2 protein-coding genes (1 of these 2 only partly in view) are annotated in these 24,907 nt (G+C 68.5%); both read right to left on the bottom strand.

Features of this window, described 5'->3' with window-relative positions:
* Nucleotides 1-23,726, bottom strand: the 5' end (the start) of a protein-coding gene (locus tag ACYR7D_RS02915; RefSeq protein ID WP_459548085.1) for a non-ribosomal peptide synthase/polyketide synthase. Its footprint begins 33,145 nt before the window's first position; 23,726 of the gene's 56,871 nt are visible here — the first part of the coding sequence; its start codon is at nt 23,724-23,726; its stop codon lies off the left edge, out of view.
* Between the two features lie 375 nt (nt 23,727-24,101).
* Nucleotides 24,102-24,860, bottom strand: a complete 759-nt coding sequence (gene cobM, locus ACYR7D_RS02920) for a precorrin-4 C(11)-methyltransferase (protein WP_459548086.1) — start codon at nt 24,858-24,860, stop codon at nt 24,102-24,104.
* Nucleotides 24,861-24,907: the final 47 nt, after the last annotated feature.

Consider the following 24,907-nt stretch of genomic DNA (forward strand, 5'->3'; position numbering starts at 1 on the left):
GCCGACGCCTCGGCAGCCGATGCGGCCTCGAAAGCCAGTACCACCTGGAACAACGGGTGGTGCGCCTGCGAACGCCGGGGGTTGAGGATATCGACCAGCCGCTCGAACGGCACATCGGCATTCGCGAAGGCCGCCAGGTCGGTGCGGCGCACCTGGGCCAGCAGTTCGGTGAACGGCGTATCCGGGGTCACCTCGGTACGCAGGACCAGGGTGTTGACGAACATACCCACCAGATCGTCCAGCGCCTGTTCGCCGCGGCCGGCGATCGGGGTACCGATGGCGATATCGGTGCTGCTGGACAATCGGCTCGCCCAGGCGGCGAGGGCCGCGTGCACCACCATGAACAGTGTGGTGCCGTGCGAACGGGCCAGCACCTCGAGGTCGGCGCGCAGGGCAGCATCGACGGTGAACTCGTGCCCGGCACCGGCGTTGGAGGCGATCTCCGGACGCAACCGGTCGGTGGGCAGCTCCAGCCGATCGGGCAGATCCCGCAGCCGTTCGCTCCAGTAGGCGACCTGTTCGGCGGCAACCGATTCCGGATCGTCCTCCGAGCCCAGCACCGCGCGCTGCCAGAGCGTGTAATCGGCGTACTGCACCGCCAGCGGTTCCCAAGCGGGGACCACGCCACGACTGCGATCGGTGTAGGCGACCACGAGGTCGCGCAGCAGCGGCCGCGGCGAGAAGCCGTCGGCACTGATGTGATGCGCGACGAGGACGACGATATGGCTGCGCTCGTCCAACCGCAGCAGCGTCACCCGGAACGGCAGCTCGGTCGTGACGTCGAAGAACACGCCGGCCAGTTGCAGGATCCGCTCGGGCAGCTGGGCCTCGGTGACCGATTCGGCGATGAGGTCGAAACTCACCTCACCGGCAGGGAGCACCTGCTGGTGGCCGATACCGTCCACCTCCGGGTACACGGTCCGCAGCACTTCATGGCGGGCCACCACATCACCTATGGCCGCCCGCAGCGCCGCCACATCCAGTTCACCGGTCAACCGGAGCGCCACCGGGATGTTGTAGGCGGCCGTGTGCTGGTCGAAGCGGTTGAGGAACCACATGCGTTGCTGCGCCAGCGACAACGGCACCGACTGCACGATCTCACCGGAGGCCAGCACCCGCGTCGGCCGTGGCTGCGGCACCAGCGCCGCCCGCCCACCGGAGCCGGCCTGTTCCTGGATCCGGGCGGCCAGGGCTGCGACGGTGGAGGTTTCGAACAGGGTCCGGACCGGGACCTGGGTATCCAGCGCGGCACCCAGCCGGGCCGCGACCTGGGTCGCGATCAGCGAGTTACCGCCCAGGGCGAAGAAGTCGTCGTCGGCGCCGATACGGTTCACGCCCAGCACCTCGGCGAACACCCCGGCCACGATCTCCTCGATCGGGGTCGAGGCCGCCCGGAACTCCCGCGCCTGGAACTCCGGCTCCGGCAGTGCTTTGCGGTCCAGCTTGCCGGACGTGTTGAGCGGCAACGCCTCCAACACCATCACCGCCGCGGGCACCATGTAGGCCGGCAGCACCTGTCGCACCGCGTCGAGCAACTCGGCCGCCACGATCTGCTGCCCCGGGGCCGGCACGACGTAGCCGACCAGTTGTTCTCCCAGCTGCGACGCGGCGACCGTGACCACGGCCTGGCTGACCTGCGGCCGGGCCAGCAACGCGGACTCGATCTCGCCGAGTTCGATGCGCTGACCCCGGAACTTCACCTGGAAATCGGTGCGCCCCAGATACTCCAGCACCGCCCGCGCACCACCCTCGGTGCCGGCACCGCCCTCGGTGCCGGTACCGGTGTCGGTGTCGGTGTCGAGGGTCCGCCAGCGCACCAGGTCCCCGGTGCGGTACATGCGCTGTCCGGGGGTGTAGGGGTTGGCCACGAACCGGTCCGCCGACAGGTCCGGGCGGGTGACATACCCCCGCGCGAGCTGGTCACCGGCCAGATACAACTCACCGGTCACCCCCACCGGTACCGGGCGCAGCCGGGCGTCGAGCACATACACCCGCGAGTTCCACTGCGGCACCCCGATCGGCACGCTACCGGCCTCGGTACCGGTCGCCGGCCAGTAGGTGATCGACACCGCCGCCTCGGTCGGACCGTACAAGTTGTGCACCGCCGCCGACGTCACCGCCCGGACCGCGGCCACCGTCTCCGGCGGCAGCGCTTCACCGATCACGAACACCTCACGCAACGACGGGATCGACCCCGCCGGGGTGTGGGCGGCGAACACGCTCAGCATCGACGGCACGAAATCGGTCACCGTGACCCGCTGCTCGGCGATCACCTCCGCCAGATAAGCCGGATCACGATGCCCGTCGGGGGTGGCCACCACCAGCCGCGCCCCGGCGGCCAACGGCAGGAAATACCCCCACAGCGACACATCGAAGGTGGTCGCGGTCTTCTGCAGGTACACATCCTCGCTACCCAGCGGGTACTGGGCCAGCATCCACGCCATCTGGTTGACGATCGCGGTGTGGGTGACCGCCACCCCCTTGGGCCGCCCCGTCGACCCGGACGTGAACAGCACATACGCGGTATTGTCCGGCCGCAACGGCGCCACCCGCTCCGCATCGGTAACCGGAGCGCCGGCGTACCCACCGGTATCGAGGTCGTCGATGCTCACCACCGGCACCGGGGTGCCGGCGGGTACGGCGTCGGCATCGCTGGTGGTGGTCAGCACGCATACCGGGTTCGCGGTCTCGAGGATGTAGCCGATCCGTTCGGCCGGGTGCGCCGGATCCAACGGCACATAGGCGCCACCGGCGGCCAGGACACCGTACATGCCCACCACCAGCTCCACCGACCGCGACATCATCAACCCGACCAGCGACTCCGGTCCCACCCCCTGGGCGATGAGATACCGCGCCACCCGGTGCACCCGGTCAGCGAACTGCCCGTAGGACAGACGTGTCCCCTCGAAGCTGACCGCGACTCGGTCCGGGTATGCCGCGGCCATCGCCTCGAACCCGTCGAGCAGCAGCCCCGCCGGCAGCGGATGCTCGGTGGCATTCCACTCCGCCAAGACCCGGGTGCGTTCGGCCGGGGCCAGCACCTCCACATCACCCACCGGAACCGACGGGTTCGCCACCACCTCGGCCAGCACGCGCAGGAACCGGTCCACGAACCCTTGCACGGTCGAGTGGTCGAACAGGTCGGTGGCATAGGTCAGGTAACCGACGACTCCTTCCGGCGTTCCGGCCGAGTCGTAGTTGTCGCCGAGGATCAGGTTCAGATCGAACTGCGAGAGCTCGGTATCGATATCGACACCCGAGACCGCCAGCCCGGGCAGCTCCAGACTCGACTGCGCCAGGTTCTGGAAGGCCATCCCCACCTGGAACAGCGGGTGCCGTGCCTGCGACCGGGCCGGGTTCAGTACCTCGACCAGCCGCTCGAACGGCACATCCGCGTGCGCGAACGCCGCGATATCCACCTCACGCTGCCGCGCCAGCAGGCCGGTGAACGCCTCACCCCGATCCAGCTGGGTGCGGAAGACCAGCGTGTTGACGAACATACCGATCAGGTCGTCGAGCGCGGCCTCCCCACGCCCGGCCACCGGGGTACCGATGGTGATGTCGTCGCTACCGGACAGCCGCGACAGCAACACCGCCAACGCCGAATGCACCACCATGAACAGAGTGGCGTTCTGTGCCTGGGCCACCCGCAGCAGCCCGGCATGGGTGTCGGCGTCGATCGCGACCTCGACCCGGCCGCCGGCGAAGGACTGCACCGCCGGGCGCGGCCGGTCCGTCGGCAACTCCAGCTGATCCGGCACACCCGCCAGCGCCGACCGCCAATAGCCGATCTGCTTCGCCGCCAGCGATTCCGGATCGTCCTCGTCGCCGAGCAGTTCGCGCTGCCAGATGCTGTAGTCGGCGTACTGCACCGGCAACGGCGCCCACCCCGGCACCTCACCCGCGGCCCGTGCCGCGTAAGCGGTCATCACGTCCCGCGCCAGCGGCCCCACCGAGGAGCCGTCGGCCGCGATATGGTGCACCACCATCGCCAGCACATGCTCGTTCACACCCGTGGCCAGCAACAGCACCCGCACCGGCGCGGTCTCGGTGACATCGAAACCGGCCGACAGCAACTCACCGATCCGGGCCACCGGATCAGCAACCGAGGCGATCTCCAAACCACCCTCGAGCACCTGCCCGACCGGCAGCACCTCCTGATACGGCACCTCACCCGGACCCACCGGATAGCGGGTCCGCAACGCCTCGTGCCGCTCCAGCACATCGGCGACCGCCGCCCGCAACGCATCCACATCCAGCACACCCGACAACCGGATCGCCAACGGCAGGTTGTAGGCCGCCGACTGCTGATCGAACCGGTTGAGGAACCACATCCGCTGCTGCGCCAGCGACAACGGCACCGCTTCCACGACCTCACCGGAGGCCAGCACCCGCGTCGGCCGTGGCTGCGGCACCAGCGCCGCCCGCCCACCGGACCCGGCCTGTTCCTGGATCCGGGCGGCCAGGGCTGCGACGGTGGAGGTTTCGAACAGGGTCCGGACCGGGACCTGGGTATCCAGCGCGGCACCCAGCCGGGCCGCGACCTGGGTCGCGATCAGCGAGTTACCGCCCAGGGCGAAGAAGTCGTCGTCGGCGCCGACGCGTGGGAGAGCGAGGATTTCGGCGAAGATCCCGGCCACGATCTCCTCGATCGGGGTCGAGGCCGCCCGGAACTCCCGCGCCTGGAACTCCGGCTCCGGCAGTGCTTTGCGGTCCAGCTTGCCGGACGTGTTGAGCGGCAACGCCTCCAACACCATCACCGCCGCGGGCACCATGTAGGCCGGCAGCACCTGTCGCACCGCGTCGAGCAACTCGGCCGCCACGATCCGCGCACCCGGGGCCGGCACGACATAGCCGACCAGTTGTTCACCCAGCTGCGACGCGGCGACCGTGACCACGGCCTGGCTGACCTGCGGCCGGGCCAGCAACGCGGACTCGATCTCGCCGAGTTCGATGCGCTGACCCCGGAACTTCACCTGGAAATCGGTGCGCCCCAGATACTCCAGCACCGCCCGCGCACCACCCTCGGTGCCGGCACCGCCCTCGGTGCCGGTACCGGTGTCGGTGTCGGTGTCGAGGGTCCGCCAGCGCACCAGGTCCCCGGTGCGGTACATGCGCTGTCCGGGGGTGTAGGGGTTGGCCACGAACCGGTCCGCCGACAGGTCCGGGCGGGTGACATACCCCCGCGCGAGCTGGTCACCGGCCAGATACAACTCACCGGTCACCCCCACCGGTACCGGGCGCAGCCGGGCGTCGAGCACATACACCCGCGAGTTCCACTGCGGCACCCCGATCGGCACGCTACCGGCCTCGGTACCGGTCGCCGGCCAGTAGGTGATCGACACCGCCGCCTCGGTCGGACCGTACAAGTTGTGCACCGCCGCCGACGTCACCGCCCGGACCGCGGCCACCGTCTCCGGCGGCAGCGCTTCACCGATCACGAACACCTCACGCAACGACGGGATCGACCCCGCCGGGGTGTGGGCGGCGAACACGCTCAGCATCGACGGCACGAAATCGGTCACCGTGACCCGCTGCTCGGCGATCACCTCCGCCAGATAAGCCGGATCACGATGCCCGTCGGGGGTGGCCACCACCAGCCGCGCCCCGGCGGCCAACGGCAGGAAATACCCCCACAGCGACACATCGAAGGTGGTCGCGGTCTTCTGCAGGTACACATCCTCGCTACCCAGCGGGTACTGGGCCAGCATCCACGCCATCTGGTTGACGATCGCGGTGTGGGTGACCGCCACCCCCTTGGGCCGCCCCGTCGACCCGGACGTGAACAGCACATACGCGGTATTGTCCGGCCGCAACGGCGCCACCCGCTCCGCATCGGTAACCGGAGCGCCGGCGTACCCACCGGTATCGAGGTCGTCGATGCTCACCACCGGCACCGGGGTGCCGGCGGGTACGGCGTCGGCATCGCTGGTGGTGGTCAGCACGCATACCGGGTTCGCGGTCTCGAGGATGTAGCCGATCCGTTCGGCCGGGTGCGCCGGATCCAACGGCACATAGGCGCCACCGGCGGCCAGGACACCGTACATGCCCACCACCAGCTCCACCGACCGCGACATCATCAACCCGACCAGCGACTCCGGTCCCACCCCCTGGGCGATGAGATACCGCGCCACCCGGTGCACCCGGTCAGCGAACTGCCCGTAGGACAGACGTGTCCCCTCGAAGCTGACCGCGACTCGGTCCGGGTATGCCGCGGCCATCGCCTCGAACCCGTCGAGCAGCAGCCCCGCCGGCAGCGGATGCTCGGTGGCATTCCACTCCGCCAAGACCCGGGTGCGTTCGGCCGGGGCCAGCACCTCCACATCACCCACCGGAACCGACGGGTTCGCCACCACCTCGGCCAGCACGCGCAGGAACCGGTCCACGAACCCTTGCACGGTCGAGTGGTCGAACAGGTCGGTGGCATAGGTCAGGTAACCGACGACTCCTTCCGGCGTTCCGGCCGAGTCGTAGTTGTCGCCGAGGATCAGGTTCAGATCGAACTGCGAGAGCTCGGTATCGATATCGACACCCGAGACCGCCAGCCCGGGCAGCTCCAGACTCGACTGCGCCAGGTTCTGGAAGGCCATCCCCACCTGGAACAGCGGGTGCCGTGCCTGCGACCGGGCCGGGTTCAGTACCTCGACCAGCCGCTCGAACGGCACATCCGCGTGCGCGAACGCCGCGATATCCACCTCACGCTGCCGCGCCAGCAGGCCGGTGAACGCCTCACCCCGATCCAGCTGGGTGCGGAAGACCAGCGTGTTGACGAACATACCGATCAGATCGTCGAGCGCGGCCTCCCCACGCCCGGCCACCGGGGTACCGATGGTGATGTCATCGCTACCGGACAACCGCGACAACAACACCGCCAACGCCGAATGCACCACCATGAACAGAGTGGCGTTCTGTGCCTGGGCCACCCGCAGCAGCCCGGCATGGGTGTCGGCGTCGATCGCGACCTCGACCCGGCCCCCGGCGAAGGACTGCACCGCCGGGCGCGGCCGGTCCGTCGGCAACTCCAGCTGATCCGGCACACCCGCCAGCGCCGACCGCCAATAGCCGATCTGCTTCGCCGCCAGCGATTCCGGATCGTCCTCGTCGCCGAGCAGTTCGCGCTGCCAGATGCTGTAGTCGGCGTACTGCACCGGCAACGGCGCCCACCCCGGCACCTCACCCGCGGCCCGTGCCGCGTAAGCGGTCATCACGTCCCGCGCCAGCGGCCCCACCGAGGAGCCGTCGGCCGCGATATGGTGCACCACCATCGCCAGCACATGCTCGTTCACACCCGTGGCCAGCAACAGCACCCGCACCGGCGCGGTCTCGGTGACATCGAAACCGGCCGACAGCAACTCACCGATCCGGGCCACCGGATCAGCAACCGAGGCGATCTCCAAACCACCCTCGAGCACCTGCCCGACCGGCAGCACCTCCTGATACGGCACCTCACCCGGACCCACCGGATAGCGGGTCCGCAACGCCTCGTGCCGCTCCAGCACATCGGCGACCGCCGCCCGCAACGCATCCACATCCAGCACACCCGACAACCGGATCGCCAACGGCAGGTTGTAGGCCGCCGACTGCTGATCGAACCGGTTGAGGAACCACATCCGCTGCTGCGCCAGCGACAACGGCACCCGGTCCGGACGCGGACCGGCTTCCAGAACTTTCCGGCCGCCGATCCCGGCGTGCTGTTCGACCCGCACGGCCAAACCGGCGACGGTCGGTGCTTCGAACAGGGTCCGGACCGGGACCTGGGTATCCAACGCTTTACCCAGCCGGGCCGCGACCTGGGTCGCGATCAGCGAGTTACCACCCAGAGCGAAGAAATCATCATCGGCACCGACGCGGGGCACGCCCAGCACCTCGGCGAAGATCCCGGCCACGATCTCCTCGATCGGGGTCGAAGCCGCCCGGAACGCCCGGGTCTCGAGCCCGGGCTCGGGCAACGCTTTACGATCCAGTTTCCCGTTGACCGTCAACGGCAACGCGTCCAGCACCATCAACACCGCCGGCACCATGTACGACGGCAACCGCGACCCCAGCTGCGAACGCACCCACCCCACATCCACACCCGCAGCGGTATCGGCGGGCACGAGGTAGCCCACCAACCGGTCCCCGGTCCGGGGATCGGATCGCGCGATCACCACGGCCGCGGCGATCCCGGGCAACGCCAGCAACGCCGCCTCGATCTCGGCGAGCTCGATCCGGAAACCCCGCACCTTGACCTGGAAATCGGTCCGGCCCCGGTACTCGAGTTCCCCGGCCCGGTTCCACACCACCAGGTCCCCCGTGCGATACATCCGCTGCCCGGTCACGAACGGGTCGGCCACGAAACGTTCCGCGCTCAACCCCGCCCGCGCGTGATAGCCCTGCGCCAGCTGCGCCCCGGCCAGATACAGTTCCCCGGCCACCCCGTCGGGCACCGGCCGCAGCCGGGCATCGAGCACATACACCCGCGAGTTCCACTGCGGTACCCCGATCGGCACCGAGACCCGGTCGGCGCCGGTGACCCGGTGAGTGGTGATCGAGACCGCGGCCTCGGTCGGGCCGTAGAGGTTGAACAACCCGATCCCGGGATACCGGTCCAGTACCCGCTGCGCGGTCGCGGCCGGGAGGGCTTCCCCGATGGCCAGTACCCGCCGCAGGCTCGCGGGCAGACCGGTGCCGTCGGTGGTCAGCAACGCGTCCAGCATCGACGGCACCACCGTCAGCGTGGTCACCCCCTGCTCGGCCATCACCGCGTTCAGATACGCCGGGTCGCGGTGTCCTTCCGCGGTGGTCAGGACCACACGGCCCCCGCAGGTCACCGCGGCCCAGAACTCCCAGACCGACAGGTCGAAGGTGGCCGCGGTCTTCAGCACCACCGCATCCGAGGGGTCGAACCCGAACTCGGTGTGCAGGTAACGCAACTGGTTCACGATCGCGGTATGGGTGACCGCCACCCCCTTGGGCCGCCCGGTCGACCCGGACGTGAAGATCACATACGCGGTGTTACCCGGCCGCAACGGCGCGACCCGCTCCGCGTCGGTGACCGGGGAACCGTCGTAGCCGCTGATATCGAGATCATCGACCACCACGACCGGCGCACCCACCCCCTCGGGGACCGCGACGGTATCCGAGCTGCTGGTCAGCACGCATACCGGTGCCGCGGTCTGCAGGATGTAGCCGCTGCGTTCGCCCGGCTGGTCCGGGTCCACCGGCACATAGACCCCACCCGCGGTGGTCACCGCGTACATCGCGACCACCAGATCCAGCGAACGCCGCAGCACCAGACCCACCCGGTCCTGCGGGCCCACCCCACACTCGATCAGATACCGCGCCAACCGGTTGACCCGGCCACCCAACTCGGCATAAGAAACCCGCTGCCCCTCGGCCGTGACCACAGCCACCGCCTCCGGACCCACAGCGACCGAGGCATCCAACAACGACGCCAACGTCACACCCGGCTCCAGCGCACGACCGGTCGCATTCCGATCGGCGATGATTTCCGCCCGCTCCCGGGGATCCAGGATCTCCAGGTCGCCCACTGCGGTTTCCGGTGCCGTGACGATCGCGTCGAGCAACCGCACGAACCGGTCCACGAACCGCTGCACGGTGGCGTGGTCGAACAGATCCCGGGAGTAGGTCAGATGACCGGTCACACCTTGCGGTGCACCGGTCTCGTCGTAGCTGTCCCCGATGATCAGGTGCAGGTCGAACTGGGAGATCTCGGTATCGATCTCCACCCCGGAAACCGTCAGCCCCGGCAGCTCCAGACTCGACTGCGCCAGGTTCTGGAACGACAACCCCACCTGGAACAGCGGATGCCGCGCGGTCGACCGCGCCGGGTTCAACACCTCGACCAGCCGCTCGAACGGCACATCCGCGTGCGCGAACGCCGCGATATCCACCTCACGCTGGCGGCTCAGCAGCTCGGTGAACGCCTCACCCCGATCCAGCGGTGTCCGGAACACCAGCGTGTTGACGAACATACCGATCAGATCGTCGAGCGCCTGCTCACCGCGACCTGCGATCGGCGTGCCCACCGCGATGTCATCGGTACCGGAGAGCTGGGACAGCAGCACCGCCCATGCCGAATGCACGGCCATGAACAGAGTGGCGTTCTGTGCCTGGGCCACCCGCAGCAGCCCCGCATGGGTAGCGGCGTCGATCGCGACCTCGACCCGGCCGCCGGTATAGGACTGCACCGCCGGACGCGGCCGGTCCGTCGGCAGATCCAACTGATCCGGCACACCCGCCAGCATCGACCGCCAGTAGCCGATCTGCTCGGCCGCCAGCGATTCCGGATCGGCCTCGTCGCCGAGCAGTTCCCGCTGCCACACCGCGTAGTCGGCGTACTGCACCGGCAACGGCGCCCACCCCGGCGCCCCGCCCGCGATCCGTGCCGCGTAGGCGGTCATCACATCCCGGGTCAGCGGCCCCACCGAGGAGCCGTCGGCCGCGATGTGGTGCACCACCATCACCAGCACCCATTCGGAGGTCGCGACATCGGCGTCGTTCACTTCGAACAACACCACCCGCAACGGAACCTGCGCGGTGACGTCGAAACTGGTCGAGGCGAGCTCCGATACCGCCGGCATCACCTCGGCGGCGGCCACGGAGCGCACCGTCAGTTGCGGTACCGCCTCCCCGGCCGGCAGGACCACCTGCACCGGACCGGATTCGGTCTCCGGGTACACCGTGCGCAACACCTCGTGCCGCGCTACCAGATCGGCGACCGCCGCCCGCAACGCCGCCACGTCCAGTGCACCCGACATGCGGATGGCGAGAGGGATGTTGTAAGCGGCGGAACGCTGATCGAACCGGTTGAGGAACCACATCCGCTGTTGCGCCGGCGACAACGGCACCGCTTCGACGAGTTCGCCCGAAGAGAGAACTCGGGTCGGTCGTGGCTGCGGCGCCAGCGCCGCCCGGCCTCCGGACCCGGCCTGCTCCTGGATCCGGGCAGCCAGAGCCGTAACCGTCGAGGCTTCGAACAGCACCCGCACCGGCACCTGCGTATCCAACGCGGCACCCAGACGCGCCGCGACCTGGGTCGCGATCAGCGAGTTACCACCGAGGGCGAAGAAGTCGTCGTCGGCGCCGACGCGCTGCACGCCGAGGACCTCGGTGAAGACACCTGCGACGATTTCCTCGATCAGAGTCGTCGGCGCCCGGAACTTCCGCACCTCGAACTCCGGTTCGGGTAGCGCCCGGCGATCCAGCTTCCCGGCGGGGGTCAACGGAATCGCGTCGAGCACCATGACCGCCGACGGCACCATATACGACGGCAACCGCTGGCCGACATGCGCGATCAGCGCCGCGGTATCCACCGTGGCACCCGGCACCGGGACCACATACGACACCAGCGACACCGCGCCCGCGGTGTTCTCGTGGCCGATGGTGACCGCGAAATCGACGGTCTCGTGCGCGGTCAGCGCGGCGTCGATCTCCCCGAGTTCGATCCGGAAACCCCGAACCTTGACCTGGAAATCGTTGCGGCCCACATACTCCAGCACCGGATCACCCGCGCCGTCACGACGCCACCGCACCACATCACCGGTGCGATACAACCGCGCCCCCGGCCCACCGAAGGGATCGGCCACGAACCGCTGCGCGGTCAAACCCGCCCGAGCGTGGTAGCCCCGCGCCAGCTGCACCCCACCGACATACAACTCACCGGCCACCCCCTCGGGCACCGGATTGAGCCGATCATCGAGCACCAGCGTCCGCATCCCCCGCACCGGACCACCGATACTCACCCGATCACCCGGCCGCAACACGCCACTGATATTCGTGGCCACCGTCGCCTCGGTCGGACCGTAGGCATTGTGGAACCGGCGATCGAGACCACTATCGGCGGGCACCGACCACTTCGCCACCAGATCCGCCGAAATCGCCTCACCACCGGCGATGATCACTTTCATCCCGGCCAGATCCGCCGGGTCCAGCGACGCCAGCACCGACGGGGTGATCAACCCGACCGTCACACCTTCCCGGGCGATCAGCTCACCCAGCTCCGCGCCACCATAGGTACCGGTCGGCACCACCACCAGCGCACCACCGGAACCCACCGCCAGCAGCAACTCCAGGATCGAGGCATCGAAACTCGGCGACGCGAACGCCAACGCCCGCGTCTGCGCGTTCAACCGGTACCGCCGCACCTGCTCGGCACTGAAATTCGCCAGACCGGCATGAGTGACCACCACACCCTTGGGCACACCGGTGGAACCGGAGGTGTAGATGACATAGGCGGTGTTGGCCGGGGTCAACGCCCGCACCCGGTCGGTGTCGGTGACCGGGTCCGCCGAACAACCCGAAAGATCGAGTTCGTCGAGGACCAGCCACTGCACCCCGGACTCGGGCAGATCCGCCCGCACACTCGAGACCGTGATACCCACCGGCGCACCGGAATCGGTGAGCATATGCGCGATCCGGTCCGCCGGGTAGGTCGGGTCCACCGGGACGAACGCCGCACCCGATTTGGTGACCGCCCATTCGGCGAGTACCGAATCCGCCGACCGCGGTACCGCTACCGCCACCAGGTCCTCGGTCCCCACACCCCGCGCGATCAACGCCCGCGCCAACCGGTTGGACCGTTCGTCGAACTCCGCGTAGGAGTAACCGACACCGTCGAACACCACCGCCGGCGCCGACGGGTCCACCGCCACCGCCGCGGCCAGCAACTCCGGCAACGTCGACGCCGACACCGCCGGCCCACCCGACCGCGCCAGAATCTCGGCACGCTCGGCTTCGTCGAGGATCTCCACCGCGCCCAGCGCCACATCGGGGTCGGCGGTGACCGCGGACAGCAGCCGCTGGAACCGCTCCGCGAACCGCTCCACCGTCGCGCGATCGAACAGATCCCGGGCGAAGGACAGTTCGCCGAGCATACCGGCGCTCGCGTCCTCACCCATACCGCGGAAAGTCAGCGATAAATCGAATTTCTCGAGGCCGATTTCGAAATCGACCGGGGCCACATGCAACCCGGACAATTCGAAATAGGTATCCGGCAGATTCTCGAACGACAGTGCCACCTGGAAGAACGGGTGCCGCGCCTGCGAGCGAGGGGGGTTCAGAACCTCCACCAAACGTTCGAACGGTACATCCGCATGCGCGAACGCCTGCAAGTCCGTTTTACGGACCTGCGCCAGGAAATCGGCAAAAGTCATATCCCCGGGGACACGGGTACGCAACACCAGCGTGTTGACGAACATACCGATCAGGTTTTCCAGCGCGGCGTCACCCCGGCCCGCGATCGGCGTACCGACAGCGATATCGGATTCGCCGGTCAGCCTGGCCAGCAGTACGGCCAGCGCACTGTGCACCACCATGAACGGCGAGGCGTTGGAACGGCGTCCCAGTTCCACCACACGTTGCCGGAGTTCCGGACCGATCACGAACGAGTGGACGCCACCCTGGTAGGACGATGTAGCCGGCCGGTGCCGGTCCGAAGGCAGCACCAGTTCATCCGGGAGGCCGGCCAGTTCCTGCTCCCAGTAACGGATCTGGCTGGAAATCAGCGAATCCGGATCGTCTTCCGAACCCAGCACTTCACGCTGCCACAGCGCATAATCCGCATACTGCACCGGGAGTTTGACCCATGCCGGAGGCTCCCAGCTGATGCGCGCCGCGTAAGCGGCCATCACATCGCGAGCCAGCGGCCCCATCGACCAGCCGTCGGCGGAGATGTGGTGCACCACCATACCGAGCACGTACTCGGTTTCGCTGATCTCGAAGAGGCGGGCGTGCAACGGCACTTCGCTCGTGACGTCGAAGGCCATCGTGGCCAGCTCGATCAAGTGATCGATGAGCTTGTCCTCACGGATCACGTACGGAGTCAGATCCGGAACCACCTGTGCCGCATCCAGGATCACCTGGACAGGTGTGCTCCCGGTCTCCGGGAATACGGTGCGCAGGGACTCGTGCCGATCGATCACATCGATGACCGCCACCTGCAGTGCCGCTACGTCGAGATCGCCGGACATCCGGATGGCGATCGGGATATTGTTGACCGCCGATTCGGTGTCGTACCGGTTGAGGAACCACATCCGCTGCTGTGCCAGCGACAACGGCACCCACTGCGGACGTTCCCGCGGCGCCACCAACTCCTTGCGCGTACCTTCACCGACGTGGGACTCCACCCGCGCCGCCAGCGCTGCGACGGTGGAGGTTTCGAACAGGGTCCGGACCGGGACCTGGGTATCCAACGCGGCACCCAGCCGGGCCGCGACCTGCGTCGCGATCAGCGAGTTACCGCCCAGGGCGAAGAAGTCGTCGTCCGCGCCGATACGGTTCACGCCCAGCACCTCGGCGAACACGCCGGCCACGATCTCCTCGATCGGGGTCGAGGCCGCCCGGAACTCCCGCGCCTGGAACTCCGGCTCCGGCAACGCTTTGCGGTCCAGCTTGCCGGACGTGTTGAGCGGCAACGCCTCCAACACCATCACCGCCGCCGGCACCATGTAGGCCGGCAGCACCTGTCGCACCGCGTCGAGCAACTCGGCCGCCACGATCCGCTGCCCCGGGGCCGGCACGACATAGCCGACCAGTTGTTCACCCAGCTGCGACGCGGCGACCGTGACCACGGCCTGGCTGACCTGCGGCCGGGCCAGCAACGCGGACTCGATCTCGCCGAGTTCGATGCGCTGACCCCGGAACTTCACCTGGAAATCGGTGCGCCCCAGATACTCCAGCACCGCCCGCGCACCACCCTCGGTGCCGGTGTCGGTGTCGGTGTCGGTGTCGAGGGTCCGCCAGCGCACCAGGTCGCCGGTGCGGTACATGCGCTGTCCGGGGGTGTAGGGGTTGGCCACGAACCGGTCCGCCGACAGGTCCGGGCGGGTGACATACCCCCGCGCGAGCTGGTCACCGGCCAGATACAACTCACCGGTCACCCCCACCGGTACCGGCCGCAGCCGGGCGTCGAGCACATACACCCGCGAGTTCCACTGCGGCACCCCGATCGGCACGCTACCGGCCTCGGTACCGGTCGCCGGCCAGTAGGTGATCGACACCGCCGCCTCGGTCGGACCGTACAAATTGTGCACCGCCGCCGACGTCACCGCCCGGACCGCGGCCACCGTCTCCGGCGGCAACGCTTCACCGATCACGAACACCTCACGCAACGACGGGATCGACCCCGCCGGAGTGTGGGCGGCGAACACGCTCAGCATCGACGGCACGAAATCGGTCACCGTGACCCGCTGCTCGGCGATCACCTCCGCCAGATAAGCCGGATCCCGATGCCCGTCGGGGGTGGCCACCACCAGCCGCGCCCCGGCGGCCAACGGCAGGAAATACCCCCACAGCGACACATCGAAGGTGGTCGCGGTCTTCTGCAGGTACACATCCTCGCTGCCCAGCGGGTACTGGGCCAGCATCCACGCCACCTGGTTGACGATCGCGGCGTGGGTGACCGCCACCCCCTTGGGCCGCCCCGTCGACCCGGACGTGAACAGCACATACGCGGTATTACCCGGCCGCAACGGCGCCACCCGCTCCGCATCGGTAACCGGCGTACCGGCATACCCACCGGTATCGAGGTCATCGATGCTCACCACCGGCACCGGGGTGCCGGCGGGTACAGCGTCGGCATCGCTGGTGGTGGTCAGCACGCATACCGGGTTCGCGGTATCGAGGATGTAACCGATCCGTTCGCCCGGATGCGCCGGATCCAACGGCACATAGGCGCCACCAGCGGCCAGGACACCGTACATGCCCACCACCAGCTCCACCGACCGCGACATCATCAACCCGACCAGCGACTCCGGCCCCACCCCCTGGGCGATGAGATACCGCGCCACCCGGTGCACCCGCGCACCCAGTTCCCGATAGGTGAGCTCCTCACCCTCGAAAACCACCGCGACCCGCTCCGGATACGCGGCGACCGCTCGCTCGAACCCGTCGAGCAGCAGCCCCGCCGGCAGCGGATGCTCGGTGGCATTCCACTCGCTCAAGACCCGGGTGCGTTCGGCCGGGGCCAGCACCTCCACATCACCGACCGGAACCGACGGGTTCGCCACCACCTCGGCCAGCACCCGGACGAACCGGTCCACGAACCCTTGCACGGTGGCGTGGTCGAACAACGCGGTGGCATAGGTGAAGTACCCCGCCACACCCTGCGGCGCACCACTGGCGTCGTAGTTGTCGCCGAGGATCAGGTTCAGATCGAACTGGGAGAGTTCGGTATCGATATCGACACCCGAGACCGTCAACCCCGGCAGCTCGAGGGTCGAGGCGGCCAGGTTCTGGAAGGTCAACCCCACCTGGAACAGCGGGTGCCGTGCCTGCGACCGGGCCGGGTTCAGTACCTCGACCAGCCGCTCGAACGGCACATCCGCGTGCGCGAACGCCGCGATATCCACCTCACGCTGCCGGCTCAGCAGGCCGGTGAACGCCTCACCCCGATCCAGCTGGGTGCGGAAGACCAGCGTGTTGACGAACATACCGATCAGATCGTCGAGCGCGGCCTCCCCACGCCCGGCCACCGGGGTACCGATGGTGATGTCGTCGCTACCGGACAGCCGCGACAGCAACACCGCCAACGCCGAATGCACCACCATGAACAAGGTGGCGTTCTGCTCCTGAGCCACCCGCAGCAGCCCCGCATGGGTGTCGGCGTCGATCGCGACCTCGACCCGGCCCCCGGCGAAGGACTGCACCGCCGGACGCGGCCGGTCCGTCGGCAACTCCAGCTGATCCGGCACACCCGCCAGCGCCGACCGCCAATACCCGATCTGCTTCGCCGCCAGCGATTCCGGATCGTCCTCGTCGCCGAGCAGTTCGCGCTGCCAGATGCTGTAGTCGGCGTACTGCACCGGCAACGGCGCCCACCCCGGCACCTCACCGGCGATCCGTGCCGCGTAAGCGGTCATCACATCCTGCATCAGCGGGCCCACCGAGGAGCCGTCACCGGCGATGTGGTGCACCACCGTCACCAGCACGAATTCATCCGCTGCGTCTTTGGTCTGGAGTAGCGCGACCCGTAGGGGTACCTGTTCGGTGACATCGAAACCGGTCGATGCCATTTCCGTGACCGCCGCGACCACCTCGGTGGCGGCCACCGACCGCACCGTCAGCTCGGGTACCGCGTCCCCGGCGGGCAGCACCACCTGCACCGGACCGGACTCGGTCTCCGGGTACACCGTGCGCAGCACCTCGTGCCGGCCCACCACATCGGCGACCGCCGCCCGCAACGCATCCACATCCAGCACACCCGACAACCGGATCGCCAACGGCAGGTTGTAGGCCGCCGACTGCTGATCGAAGCGGTTGAGGAACCACATCCGCTGCTGCGCCAGCGACAACGGCACCGCTTCCACGACCTCACCGGAGGCCAGCACCCGCGTCGGCCGTGGCTGCGGCACCAGCGCCGCCCGCCCGCCGGACCCGGCCTGTTCCTGGATCCGGGCGGCCAGGGCTGCGACGGTGGAGGTTTCGAACAGGGTCCGGACCGGGACCTGGGTATCCAGCGCGGCACCCAGCCGGGCCGCGACCTGCGTCGCGATCAGCGAGTTACCGCCCAGGGCGAAGAAGTCGTCGTCGGCGCCGACGCGTGGGAGAGCGAGGATTTCGGCGAAGATCCCGGCCACGATCTCCTCGATCGGGGTCGAGGCCGCCCGGAACTCCCGCGCCTGGAACTCCGGCTCCGGCAGTGCTTTGCGGTCCAGCTTGCCGGACGTGTTGAGCGGCAACGCCTCCAACACCATCACCGCCGCGGGCACCATGTAGGCCGGCAGCACCTGTCGCACCGCGTCGAGCAACTCGGCCGCCACGATCTGCTGCCCCGGGGCCGGCACGACATAGCCGACCAGCTGTTCACCCAGCTGCGACGCGGCGACCGTGACCACGGCCTGGCTGACCTGCGGCCGGGCCAGCAACGCGGACTCGATCTCGCCGAGTTCGATGCGCTGACCCCGGAACTTCACCTGGAAATCGGTGCGCCCCAGATACTCCAGCACCGGCTGTCCGTCGGCGTACCGCCACCGCACCAGGTCCCCGGTGCGGTACATGCGCTGCCCGGGGGTGTAGGGGTTGGCCACGAACCGGTCCGCCGACAGGTCCGGGCGGGTGACATACCCCCGCGCGAGCTGCTCACCGGCCAGATACAACTCACCGGTCACCCCCACCGGTACCGGCCGCAGCCGGGCGTCGAGCACATACACCCGCGAGTTCCACTGCGGCACCCCGATCGGCACGCTACCGGCCTCGGTACCGGTCGCCGGCCAGTAGGTGATCGACACCGCCGCCTCGGTCGGACCGTACAAATTGTGCACCGCCGCCGACGTCACCGCCCGGACCGCGGCCACCGTCTCCGGCGGCAACGCTTCACCGATCACGAACACCTCACGCAACGACGGGATCGACCCCGCCGGAGTGTGGGCGGCGAACACGCTCAGCATCGACGGCACGAAATCGGTCACCGTGACCCGCTGCTCGGCGATCACCTCCGCCAGATAAGCCGGATCCCGATGCCCGTCCGGGGTGGCCACCACCAGCCGCGCCCCGGCGGCCAACGGCAGGAAATACCCCCACAGCGACACATCGAAGGTGGTCGCGGTCTTCTGCAGGTACACATCCTCGCTACCCAGCGGGTACTGGGCCAGCATCCACGCCACCTGGTTGACGATCGCGGCGTGGGTGACCGCCACCCCCTTGGGCCGCCCCGTCGACCCGGACGTGAACAGCACATACGCGGTATTACCCGGCCGCAACGGCGCCACCCGCTCCGCATCGGTAACCGGCGTACCGGCATACCCACCGGTATCGAGGTCGTCGAGCACGACCACCGGCACACCCACCCCCGTGGGTACGGCGTCGGCATCGTGGGTGGTGGTCAGCACGCATACCGGGTTCGCGGTCTCGAGGATGTAACCGATCCGTTCACCCGGATGCGCCGGATCCAACGGCACATAGGCGCCACCAGCGGCCAGGACACCGTACATGCCCACCACCAGCTCCACCGACCGCGACATCATCAACCCGACCAGCGACTCCGGTCCCACCCCCTGGGCGATGAGATACCGCGCCACCCGGTGCACCCGGTCAGCGAACTGCCCGTAGGACAGACGTGTCCCCTCGAAGCTGACCGCGACTCGGTCCGGGTATGCCGCGGCCATCGCCTCGAACCCGTCGAGCAGCAGCCCCGCCGGCAGCGGATGCTCGGTGGCATTCCACTCCGCCAAGACCCGGCTGCGTTCGGCCGGGGCCAGCACCTCCACATCACCCACCGGAACCGACGGGTTCGCCACCACCTCGGCCAGCACGCGCAGGAACCGGTCCACGAACCCCTGCACGGTCGCGTGATCGAACAGAGCACGCGAATAGGTCAGGTACCCGGCCGCGCCCTGCGGGGCCCCGGATTCGTCGTAGGTGTCGCCGAGGATCAGGTTCAGATCGAACTGCGAGATCTCGGTATCGATATCGACACCCGAGACCGTCAACCCCGGCAACTCCAGTACGGAGGCGGCCAGGTTCTGGAAGGTCAACCCCACCTGGAACAGCGGGTGCCGTGCCTGCGACCGGGCCGGGTTCAACACCTCGACCAGCCGCTCGAACGGCACATCCGCGTGCGCGAACGCCGCGATATCCACCTCACGCTGCCGGCTCAGCAGCCCGGTGAACGCCTCACCCCGATCCAGCTGGGTGCGGAACACCAGCGTGTTGACGAACATACCGATCAGATCGTCGAGCGCGGCCTCCCCACGCCCGGCCACCGGGGTACCGATGGTGATGTCATCGCTACCGGACAACCGCGACAGCAACACCGCCAACGCCGAATGCACCACCATGAACAGAGTGGCGTTCTGTGCCTGGGCCACCCGCAGCAACCCGGCATGGGTGTCGGCGTCGATCGCGACCTCGACCCGGCCCCCGGCGAAGGACTGCACCGCCGGACGCGGCCGGTCCGTCGGCAACTCCAGCTGATCCGGCACACCCGCCAGCGCCGACCGCCAATACCCGATCTGCTTCGCCGCCAGCGATTCCGGATCGTCCTCGTCGCCGAGCAGTTCGCGCTGCCAGATGCTGTAGTCGGCGTACTGCACCGGCAACGGCGCCCACCCCGGCACCTCACCGGCGATACGCGCCGCGTAAGCGGTCATCACATCCCGGGTCAACGGACCCGCCGACGAGCCGTCGGCCGCGATATGGTGCACCACCATCGCCAGCACGAATTCATCCGCGGCATCGGATATCTCGAACAGCGCCACCCGCAGCGGCACCCCGGCCGTCACATCGAAACCGGCGGACACCAGTTCCGATACCGCGGAAACCACCTCGGCCCCGGCCACCGATCGCCGCCGCAGTTCCGGCATCGCCTCCCCGGCGGGCAGCACCACCTGCACCGGACCGGACTCGGTCTCCGGATACACCGTACGCAGCACCTCGTGCCGCGCCACCACATCGCCGATGGCCATGTGCAGCGCGTCCACATCCAGTTCACCGGTCAACCGGATCACCAGCGGGATGTTGTAGGCCGCCGACTGCTGATCGAAGCGGTTGAGGAACCACATGCGCTGCTGTGCCGACGACAGCGGCACCGATTCGACGACCTCACCCGAGGGCAGTACCCGGGTCGGGCGCGGCTGGGGGACCAGGGCGGCACGGCCACCGGACCCGACCTGTTCCTGTATCCGGGCCGCCAGAGCGGAAACAGTCGAGGCCTCGAACAGCATCCGGACCGGTAGGCGGGTATCCACCGCGCTGCCCAGCCGGGCGGCGACCTGGGTGGCGTTCAGCGAGTTACCACCCAGGGTGAAGAAGTCGTCGTCCGCGCCGACACGCTCGATACCGAGCACCTCCGCGAAGGTGGCCGCGACGAGCTCCTCGAGCGGGGTCGCGGGTGCCCGGAACTCCCGGATCTCGAAGACCGGCTCCGGCAATGCCTTACGGTCCAGCTTTCCGCTGGCATTCAGCGGGAATTCGTCCAGCACCACGAACGCGGACGGCACCATGTAGGCGGGCAGCTTCTCGGCGAGGAACCGGGAGAGCTCGGCGGACTCGGCAGCACGCCCCGGCGCCGGGACCACGTACCCGACCAGATGCTGGCCGCTGTCGGTCTCGACCACCAGCACCACCGCCTGGCCGACCGTGGGATGGGCCAGCAGGTCGGTTTCGATCTCGCCGAGCTCGATGCGCTGGCCCCGGAACTTCACCTGGAAATCGGTGCGGCCGAGGTATTCGAGGACCCCGTCGGCACGCCAGCGCACCAGATCGCCGGTGCGATACATCCGCTCCCCGGGTGCACCGAACGGGCCGGCGACGAAACGGTCGGCGCTCAGATCCGGGCGGCCCAGGTATCCCCGGGCCAGCTGACAGCCCGACAGATACAGCTCACCCGGGGCTCCGATGGCGGCGGGGCGCAGGCGGGAATCCAGCACATGGACCCGGACATTCCATTCCGGGACACCCATCGGCACCGAGCCTGTTTCGGCACCGGTGGCGTCCCAGCGGGTGACGGTGATCGCGGCCTCGGTGGGACCGTACAGATTGTGCAGGCGGGCCGAGGAGATCGCCGCCATGGCGGCGACGGTCTCACCCGGCAAGGCTTCGCCGGCCACGAACAGCAGGCGCAGCGATTCCACCTGCGCGGGGGTGGCGTAGGTGGCGAAAACCGCCAGCATGGACGGCACGAAATCGGTGACGGTCACGCCGCAGCGGGCAATGGTGTCGGCGATGTAGAGCGGATCGCGATGACCGTCCGGGGTGGCGAGGACCAATGTGCCGCCGGACAGCAGCGGCAGGAAGTAACCCCACAGCGATACGTCGAAGGTTGTGGCGGTTTTCTGCAGATAGACGTCGTCAGCGGTGAAACCGTATTCGTTCAGCATGAACAGCTGCTGATTGACGATCGCCCGGTGGGTGACCGCGACGCCCTTGGGGCGGCCGGTGGAGCCCGAGGTGTACAGAACGTAGGCGGTGTTGTCCGGGCGCAGCGGGGCACGTCGTTCGGCGTCCGTGACCGGGGCCGAGGAGTACCCGGTGGTATCGAGCGTATCGATCGCGACCACCCGCACCGAGGAGGGAAGTTCCAGTTCATCCGCGGTGACGGTCAGCACACAGACCGGTGCCGAGCTCTCCAGCACATAGGCGGTGCGTTCGGCGGGATGGTCGGGGTCGATCGGAACGTAGGCGCCGCCGGCACGCAGCACCGCGTGCATGGCCACCACCAGATCGAGTGAGCGGCGGATCCCCAGGGCGACCAGCGTTTCCGGGCCCACCCCGTCGGCGATCAGCTTCCGCGCCAATCGGTTCACGCGGGCGCCGAACTCCGCGTAGGACAGACTCGCGCCTTCGAACTCGACGGCGGTACGGTCCGGGGTGCGCGCCTGCTGCTCGTCCAGTAGTGCGGGCAGGGTCGTGACCGGCACCTCATGGGCCGTGTCGTTCCATTCCCGGGTGGTCTGCTCGACCTCGGTCGCCGTCGCGATATCCATCCGGCTCAGGAGTTCACCGGGGTCGGCGGCGAGGAAACGGTCGAAGAAGTCCAGGAATCGGCCGTGATGCGCCCGTGCCTCGTCGTCGGAGTACAGGTTCGGGTTGGTCTCGAGATCGATATGCGACCGGGTGCCGCCGACCGATTGATAGAAGTTGACGGCCAAGTCCTCGACACTGCCGGTGGACAGGATCTGGATACCGCCGACCATCTCGGCGAGCCGGAGCTCGTCCTGGAACAGCATGATATTGACCCACGGGCCGAAGAACTCCGTGGTCACCGCCCTGCCGCCGGCGGCGTCACGGCGGATGTCCTCATGCCGGTAACGCTGGTGCCGTAGCGCACCCGCTACCTCCAGCTGCACCTGTTTACGCAGGTCGGCCACGGTGGTGTCGGCGCCCACGGACAATCGCAGCGGAACGATGTTCGACGCCACACCGCCGGAGCGGCGCATGGCCGCGGTGGTACGCGCGGTCACCGGCAGGCTCAGGATCACCTCGGAAACGCCGTTCCACCTGGCCAGATAGGCGGCGAACGCGGCCAGCAGTTCCTGGGCGGCCGAGGAGTCGTTGCGCTGTACGGATTCCGCGAGAAGAGCGTTGCGCTCATCGCTGAGCGCGGCGCGTGATACTCCCTTGCGCGCGGCGGGCGCGGCCGAGCGGCCGGCCAGGCTGGTGCCCTCCTCCAGGCCGGCGATGCGTTCGGCCCAGTACTGTTTGTCCGCTTCGAAGCGGGCGCTGTCGCGGTAGGCGATCTCCTGCTCGTACAGGGTGCGCAGCTCCGCGGCCTTGGACGGCGTCGGTTCGGTGCCGGTGCGGTAGGCCGTATACAGCTCCGCGATCCGGTTCATGAAGTTCATCGCGCCGTAGCCGTCGAGCACGATGTGGTGGGCGCGGGAGTACCAGTACCAGTGATCGTCGGCCAGTTGCAGGGCGAAGGTGACGAGCAGGCGATCCTCGGTCAGCTCCAGAGGGCGGCTGTACTCGGCGCGCATCCATTCCTGGGCCGCCACCACCGGATCGTCGGCGTCGCGCAGATCGAGATAACGGACCCCGTCGTACTCGGCGATCGAGTGGTCGACCCACTGCAGCGGTTCCCCGTCCCGTTCGACGATGCGCAGGAAGTAGGAGCCCAGCTCGCGGGAAGCCGCCAGAGTGGCCCGGGTGAGGGTCTCGATATCGAGTTCGCCGTGCAATTCGACGTACTGCGCGATATTGACCGGTACCTGTGGGTCCAGGTGCTGCGCGTACCAGATGCCCAGCTGCGCGGGCGACAGGGGGAACAGTTTCCCGTCGGTGGCTGCCATACCACTGTCAGTACCGTTCCCGCCGTTGTCCAGCCGGTCCAACCGTAACCTCGCTTCCGGAACGCACACGTGCGCTTCCCGTCAACACCCGGATACGGACGCCGCCGATAGCACAGCGTCCGTGGTTCCAGGCCACACTTCATGTCTCGATCAGGCAAAAATATCCATCGGAGTTATCCGTTCATGGGGCCGAGGATGTTACACCGGACGACCCGTTCCACCAGGCGTATCCTGTGCCGTACGACACCGTCCCCCGCACCTGGGCGCCGACTCCTGACCACTGATCCAATCTACCGTCGCGCCGCCGGTGCACCAACCGGCCTCTACAACGGTGTGACCGGCGGCCGATGCCGCCCAGCGGGCCATGCCCGGCGCCTATCCGTTCAGATGCGCGCGATCGCGCGCCGGGTCGTAGAGATGTGATTGCGCGCACTCGGTACCGGGCTCGAGGGCCCGGCCCACCAGGATCACCGCCGCCTGCCGCAGTCCGGCCGCCTCCACTCGGTCGGCGATATCGGCCAGGGTGCCGCGCAGCACCATCTGATCCGGCTGGCTGGCGCGGTAGACCACGGCGACCGGGCAGGCCGGCCCGTAGTGTTCGACCAGTTCCGCCGCCAGCGGCCGGATACGAGTGATCGCCAGATGCAGTGCCAGCGTGGCCCGGGTACGCGCGAAAGCGGCCAGGTCCTCGGACTCCGGCATCGCGGTCGACCGGGCCCGGGTACGGGTCAACACCACCGACTGCGCGATTTCGGGGACGGTCAGTTCCGTACCCAGTAGCGCCGCCGCGGCGGCGTAGGCGGGGACACCCGGGGTGATATCCCACGGCACCCCGGCCGCGTCGAGCCGGCGCGTCTGTTCGGTGAGCGCCGAATAGAGAGACGGATCACCGGAGCACAGCCGCGCGACCTCCCGGCCGCCCGCTGCCGCGCGGACCAGGTGAGCGGTGATCTCGTCCAGATCGAGCCGTTGGGTATCGATGAGTTCGGTGGCCGGGGCGCAGTGGGCGAGAACCGCTGGATCGAGATAGGTCCCCGGGTACAGGCACACCGAACACCGGCGCAAGAGTTCCACCGCGCGCACGGTCAGCAGATCGGCGGCGCCGGGCCCGGCCCCGATGAAGTGCACCGTCATGAGGTCGAGTGTAGGCATCGGCGACAGCCGAGCCGACGCTCGACCAC

The sequence above is a fragment of the Nocardia sp. X0981 genome (assembly GCF_977089955.1).

Bases quoted from the DNA above. Each gene is read 5' to 3' on its own strand.
- cobM (WP_459548086.1), bottom strand. From the start codon at position 24,860: ATGACGGTGCACTTCATCGGGGCCGGGCCCGGCGCCGCCGATCTGCTG.